The 6,936-nt window shown below is 58.3% G+C and carries 5 protein-coding genes; 2 read left to right on the plus strand and 3 right to left on the minus strand.

Annotated elements, in window-relative coordinates:
- Positions 1–20: 20 nt before the first annotated feature.
- The 3 genes from ACR0LN_RS14925 to ACR0LN_RS14935 form a co-directional block, all read right to left on the minus strand.
- Positions 21–1,109: a 4-oxalomesaconate tautomerase gene (locus ACR0LN_RS14925; protein WP_480430716.1), complete on the minus strand. Its 1,089-nt coding sequence runs from the start codon at positions 1,107–1,109 to the stop codon at positions 21–23.
- Positions 1,110–1,119: 10 nt separating this feature from the next.
- Positions 1,120–3,150 (minus strand): tripartite tricarboxylate transporter permease, encoded by a 2,031-nt coding sequence (locus ACR0LN_RS14930; protein ID WP_480430718.1) that lies wholly within the window; start codon positions 3,148–3,150, stop codon positions 1,120–1,122.
- A 78-nt stretch (positions 3,151–3,228) separates the two neighbouring features.
- On the minus strand, positions 3,229–4,317 hold the full coding sequence (locus tag ACR0LN_RS14935) for a tricarboxylate transporter (RefSeq protein WP_480430720.1): 1,089 nt from the start codon (positions 4,315–4,317) through the stop codon (positions 3,229–3,231).
- Positions 4,318–4,456: 139 nt separating this feature from the next.
- Here ACR0LN_RS14935 and ACR0LN_RS14940 point away from each other — a divergent pair, with 139 nt between their 5' ends.
- Positions 4,457–5,125, plus strand: a complete 669-nt coding sequence (locus ACR0LN_RS14940; RefSeq protein ID WP_480430721.1) for a response regulator transcription factor — start codon at positions 4,457–4,459, stop codon at positions 5,123–5,125.
- Positions 5,122–6,489 (plus strand): sensor histidine kinase, encoded by a 1,368-nt coding sequence (locus ACR0LN_RS14945; RefSeq protein ID WP_480430722.1) that lies wholly within the window; start codon positions 5,122–5,124, stop codon positions 6,487–6,489. Before ACR0LN_RS14940 ends, ACR0LN_RS14945 begins: the two co-directional genes overlap by 4 nt.
- Positions 6,490–6,936: the final 447 nt, after the last annotated feature.

The following is a 6,936-nucleotide window of genomic DNA, read 5'->3' on the forward strand; positions in this document are numbered from 1 at the left end:
ACTTTATGGATATCCCCTGATCAACTCCCGTTCCACACAGATTGCGGTACATATACATGCCCGTCCGCCAACTTGCGCGCAGTCCGAACGAGACCTGCCGCGTTCACGGAAAATCCCTCGTCGTTGGAGAAGTCCACCAACACGTCGATCTTGCCCGAGGCGTGTTCCAGAATGACTTCAGCCGGGCTGTTCGTGGGGCGATCCAGCAAACCGTCCACAACAGTCCCGGGCGTCAACGCGCAGGACGCCATGCACTGTGCCCCGGTGACGGCCATGGTCGGGTGCGTTTTCCACGGCATGAAATACCGCACCGCAAGCGTTCCGCCCTCTCTGGCAGGCGCGACGAGGCCGAATTTGGGGGTCACGGATTTGGACACATCCCCCATGCCCATCCGCTGCCCTGCTTCGATCCGAACAGCCTCCATCTGATCAAAAAAAGCTCGGTTAGCGTCCAATTCCTCAGCGCTTTCATAGCCCGTCAACCCAAAGTCTGCAGCGCGGGCAATAACCATCGGCATGGCGACATCCATGCAAGTCAGTTCAATGCCTTGAATTGAATCGCGCAGGTTGCCTGTGGGCAGGAACGCTCCGGTGGCCGAGCCCACCACGCCCATAAAACTCAGCTGCACCGGCGCGGAATGGCCGGGAACGCCTGCAATTTCCGCATCGCCCTCATAGGTCAATTCGCACCCGGGTGTATTCACCTTTGCCACGACCCGCGCCCCAGTGTTGACAGCCCGAATGCGAATTTCGGTTTCATCGCCCTGCGGTTTGAACAGGCCCATCTCGATAGCCGCAGGGGCAACGCCGGACAGGATATTGCCACAGGTCGGTTTGAAATCGACCAGCTTGTCCTCGACCGAGACCTGGGCGAAGAAATAGTCGATATCGGCCCAGTCATCCTCGCTGACCGACAGCATCGCGACCTTTGTGGTCACCGCCGCGCCGCCGCCGATGCCGTCGATGTTCAGCGACTGCCCGGACCCAAGCGCGGCGATCAGCACCTCGGCCAATGTGTCCAGATCCTCGGGCAAGTCCGAGCGGCGGAAATACGGACCCTTCGAAGTGCCACCGCGCATAAAAATGTAAGGGATTGCTGTTTGAGTCATTTTGGATCCCTCACTTCAACGGCCAGGGAAGGCTGACCATGTCCTGCAGAAGACCAGGCGGGAAATCCCTGTTCAGAGCACCCGCCATCAGGCACATGAAACCGATGCCGCAGGCGGTCAGGATCAGGGTCATCTGCCAGCTGGCCCCTGCGCGAATGCGGAAAAAGGCGATCAGGAAACCCAGCAGTGCGAGGATGAAACCCACCACCCAGGTTGCCGCGATCAGGCTTGCGAACCACGCCAACGTGGACCACAGACCGTGGGGGGCACTGGCGTCCTCGCCAGCGATTTCCTTGTCTGCAAAGATCGCGTCACCCTCGGGCCGCCGCATCATCTGGATCAACAGGATCACGCAGCAGAACAGAGAGACGCTGCCGATCACCAGCGGGATGATCTTGTCGGTCATATTGTAGTCGGGGATCATGTTGGCGTTGACCAAAGCAACGATCAGATAGGCCATGATCACCAGCAGGAAGATCAGCGGTGCGCGCTTTGTACCGGCCTGAACATCGCCTTCGGCCATAATCATCTTCGCCTGCCGGATGCCCAGAATAACTGAAACCACTGTGACCACGATTAGGACGATGACGATGGGGCTGAAGACGTACTCCATGCCTTCACCAAAGCTCTTGCGGAACCGGAAAGACGCGATCTGGAAAGCCTGATTGGTGAATTTCTCGACCGGATTCGACAGAACGAAACCGATCAGGAAGGCCGGGCGCGACCAGTCGAAACGGCGCAGGAAGATGCCGATCAGGCCAATCACGAACAAGGCCAGCAGGTCTTCGAAGTTCTGACCGGACTGGAAGGCCGCAAAGCTGATCAGCATGAACAAGAACGGAGCCAGATAGGTGAAGCGGATCGTGGTCAGCTTGGCGATCCCGCCCGAAGCCGCGATGCACAGAATGGTGCCCACAACATTGGCAAGCGCCAGCAGCCAGACGATCGAATAGGTGATGTCGAGGTTGTCCTTGAGCATGCTCGGACCGACCTCGATATCGCCCGACCCCAAAAGCGCCACCGCGCCGATGAAAATCGCCATCGAGCCGGAACCGGGAATGCCGAACAGCAGTGTCGGCACCAGCCCCCCACCCTCTTTGGCGTTGTTCGAGCTTTCCGGGCCAATGACCCCGCGCACTTCGCCTTTGCCAAAATTGCTCTTGTCCTTGGTGGATTGAACCGAATGGCCGTAGGCAATCCAGTCGACCACAGACCCCCCGAGGCCGGGAATGACGCCGACAACCACGCCTATGATCGAACAGCGGACCGACAGCCAGATATTGGCGAACCAGTCTTTGACGCCGTCCAGCCAACCAGCGCCCAAAGAGGCCCCTTTGGCAATCGACCGATCTTGACGCAGCAGCGAGACGATCTCGGGCACCGCAAAGATGCCCAGACCCACGATGACCAGCTTCAGCCCGTCCGTCAGATAGGGAATGTCATAGGTCGCCATGCGCAGCGAGCCGCCCGCGTCGGCCTCACCAATCGTGCCGACCATCAGGCCCAATCCGGCGGCGGCGACGCCTTTCAGCGGGATACGCCCTGCCAAAATGGCGACCATCGACAGGCCCAGAATGGTGATCATCAGCATCTCTGGCAGGCCAAAGGCCAGAACGATGGGGCGCGCGATAAGGATGAACATGGTCAGGAAGGTCGCGCCAACCAGACCACCGAACAGGGATGAAGAGAAAGCCGCCGACAAGGCCCGCGCAGCCTCGCCCTTTTTCGCCATCGGGAAACCGTCCAACACTGTGGCCTGCGAAGCCGAGCTGCCGGGAATGCCCATCAGGACGGACGCGAAGGTGTCGGAGGTGGGGACCACCGCGACCATCCCGATCATCAGGGCCAGGCCCAGGATCGGGTCCATGCCGAACATGAAAGGCAGCAACAGGGACAGACCGGCAATGCCTCCGAGCCCTGGGAAAACGCCCACGGCCAGTCCCATAACGACGCCGAGTACAAGATAGCCCAGAACGATGGGTTGCAGGATCAGACCCCACGCGTCGCTGAGCGCAGGTAGAGCGGTGGCGAAAACCTCCATAGCGGCCGCCTTTCATAAATTGTTTTGCAAGTAGAAAAGCGCGCGCCCTAATTTGGGCGCACGCTGCGGCGTGTCGGCTTAGTTCAGCTCGACGCCATAGGCTTCTTTCAGCCAGCTCAGTACATACTGCTTGGCGTTGTCGTCCACATTGGTCGCCGTCTGCAGAGCAGATTTCGAACCGTCTCCGACAAACACGGGATACTTGCCTACGCGTTTGGACGAAATGTCCGCAAAGTCACCACGCTCGGTCACCGCTTGGAAGGCTGCGGTGTAGGCGTCAACAACCTCTTGCGGCGTGTCACCGGGCAGGAAGGCCAGCTTCTGAACCGGGAAACCTGCCACGAAGAAAGCTTTCCAAGCATCCCATGCTTCACCGCTGGTTTCGCACCCATCGGTGGCCTCGCAGACCTCTTTGAAAGTCGGAATGTCCGGGAAGGTCGGGTCGCGCACGATGTTGCCATCGGCGTCCAACGCCCCCCAGGTCATCATCGGCACAGCTTGACCAGCCTCAACCAACGGGGCCGAGCCGCCCAGATAGCCGGACGAGGTCTGATAATCGATGTTAGCTTCGCCACGTTCAAACATCAGGCGACCATCACCGCGGCCTTTGATGCCAAAGACCGGTTCCACATTCATACCCAGCATCTGCCAGGCCAGCAGAGGCACAAGGTCCAAACGGGTTGCGCCTTGCGAGCCGTAGATGAAATTGGTGTCTTTCAGCGCATTGGCAGAACCATCGAATTTGGCTCCATCCTCTGCGTTCAGATAGGCGACACCGCCGGTGCCCGACGCCATGACCGGGATCCAGTCATTGTATTCGTAGCGCACGCGCGGGTCACTCAACAGATACGGGAATTGGGTCGAACCAGATGTACCGAACAGCAGGGTGCCATCGTCGTGCTCCTGCTCCTGAAACCAGTTTGCGCCTTTGGTCGATCCGGCGCCCGGCATGAACTTGACCACCACAGTCGGTTGTCCCGGCAGCGCCTCGGACAGAAGTGGCGCAAAGAAGTTGGCCCATTTGGCCGACCCGCCCGTTTCCGAGAACGGAATAACCCATTCGATTGTCTTGCCCGAGAAATCGACCTCGGCAGCGGCAGGTGCGGCGAGTCCGGCGGCGGCGATCAGCCCCACGACGGCGCGACGGGTGAAGTTGGAAATGGCCATTGGTTCCTCCCTGTTGACCAGACAACCACGCCAGCGCCTCTTGCGCTACCATGATCGCAAATAGAACTGTGGGGTTGATTCCCCCTCCCATCTGGCAATCATGGAGCGCCAACCTTGCGCGAAACTTGCAGGAGCCCGAATGCGGATCGTCATCGTCGAGGACAACGAAACCCTCGCCAACGCCATTGCCTATCGCTTGCGGGATCGGGGCCATGCCGCCGATGTGCTGACAGATGGTGATGCCGCCGATCTTTATCTGGAGCAGGAAGGCGCGGATTTGATCGTACTGGACATCAACCTGCCGGGTCGGTCTGGCCTTGAGATCTTGCGGTCCCTGCGCAACCGGGGTGACAGCGCGCCCGTCATCCTGCTGACGGCACGCACCGAGACCAGCGACCGCGTTTCGGGTCTGGACATGGGCGCTGACGATTACCTGGTCAAACCCTTCGAAATGGACGAGCTTGAGGCCCGCATCCGCGCCCTGTCCCGCCGCAAGCAACTGGATTACGGCGCTCGAGAGACCATCGGAGACCTGGAATTCGACCGTACTGCCCGGCAGGTCACCGCAAATGGCCAAGTGCTTGACGTGCCACGTCGGGAAATGGCTGTACTTGAATGCCTGCTGGAACGACGCGGCAGGATCGTCCCCAAAAGTCAGTTGACCGACTACGTCTACGGCGTAGGCGCTGATGTCGACGACTCTGCCGTCGAACCGCATGTGTCGCGGCTGCGCAAGCGCCTTCAGAACCTTGGCATCCGGATCAAGACCGCCCGTGGCCTTGGATATCTGCTTGAGGTGCAGAAGTGACCCGGCACGGTTCGCTCAGGCTCAGGCTTTTCATTCTGATCCTGACACCATTGGTGCTGCTGGCAATCCTGCTTGGATACTGGCGCTACACAGTTGCCCAGCAGACCGCGCAGGAGCTTTTTGACGACAGCCTGTTGTCAGCCGGTCTCGCCATTTCGCGCGATGTGGCGGTATCGGAAGGCGATGCACTTTCGCCCTCTACGCGCAGCTTGATACGCGACGCGTCAGGCGGAGAGATTTTTTATCATGTCACCGGACCCGGCGGAATCTACGTCACCGGGTATGCATATCCTCCGGCCGCTGCAAACCCGTCTCAGCAAGACGCGTACCAGCCCCGGTTTTTTGAGGCGGTATATCGGGATGAGCCGGTGCGCGTGCTGAAAATGACCGAGCGGGTCACGTTAGACAATCTGGTGGGTGATGCGACGGTCACGGCGTGGCAACGCATCGCGGATCGCAACGCCTTTGCCAATGAGTTGTCGATCCGTGCGGCGATCCTGATGGGTATACTGTTGGCCACCCTTGCATTTGTCGTCTGGTTCGGTGTCGCGCGAGGTCTGCGGCCCTTGTTGGATTTACAAGACGCCATCGACCTGCGCTCACCCGACGACCTGAGCCAGATCAAGCGCCCGGTCCCGATCGAGGTTCATGGCATTGTTCAAACTCTGAACCGGCTGTTTGGACAGGTTGAGCACAGCATTAACGCTCATCAAGTCTTTATCTCAGAAGCCGCTCACCAACTGCGAAATCCGGCGGCAGCGGTCCAATCCATGGCCGAGGCGTTGCGGGATGCAAAAACGGATGAAGACAAGGACAAACGGATTTTCGAGCTGGTGGCGGCAGCAAAAAACTCGGCCACGGTGGCCGAGCAGCTATTGTCGTTGGAGCGACTGCGGCAACCTACGCATCAGGATCAGATGGTCAGAATAGATTTCCGCCCGGTTGTGGAGGAGGCCTGCGCTGAAATGGGAGTTCCCATCCTGGCAAAAGGTTTGGACTTCGAAGTCAACATGCCGGACACGTCGATCATGGTCTCAGGGGATCGAGTGTTTCTGACGGAAGCCATAAAGAACCTGCTGGACAACTCCCTGAAACATGGTGGCGCTACACTATCCAGAATTTCAGTTGAGTTGAAGCACGATGCCAACTCGATCAAACTGACCGTTGCCGATGACGGTGTAGGACTCACGCCCGACCAAAGCGACGCGGCCTTTGGCCGGTTTTCGCAACTAGACCATTCCGAAGGTAGCGGGCTGGGCTTGTCGATTGTCTCTGCAGTGGCGAAGCGTCACGGAGGAATGGTCACAATCAACCAGTCCGCAAGAGGAGCGAGCGTTACATTTCAGCTCCCTAAAGCTCCTTAATTTGTTTTGAATTATAAAAAACTCATCACGAACTAAGTGCATTCTTTGCAATTGAAGCGTTGGTCTCCTTTCCGTCCCCATTTGTGCTGCATATGGATTTAGTGCAAATTTTTGATCATTAACGCTCGCCCTACCTGCGGCTGAATGACTTTCGGGATTTTCAAGTCGAAAGTCTGATCATGATCTCTTTCAATTCCCGATAGTACACGGTGTACCGCAGATAGAAGTACACGGCATACAAAACTGCTGCTCAGGGGAAATGGCAGCCCTTCAATGCAATCATGCCAAAACCTGGTCGAAAACTACTCGACGGGAACAATCATCAAATTCCGGACGCCAGTCAATCAGTCACCAAAGTGTCAACGGCGGTGAGAAAGTCTGCCATTGGGCGGAGCAAAAGTCGTCCACTGTTTGGGTTACCGGCGCCTTGGCAAACGCGCTCCCAAA

The organism is Ruegeria sp. AA6 (assembly GCF_056542865.1).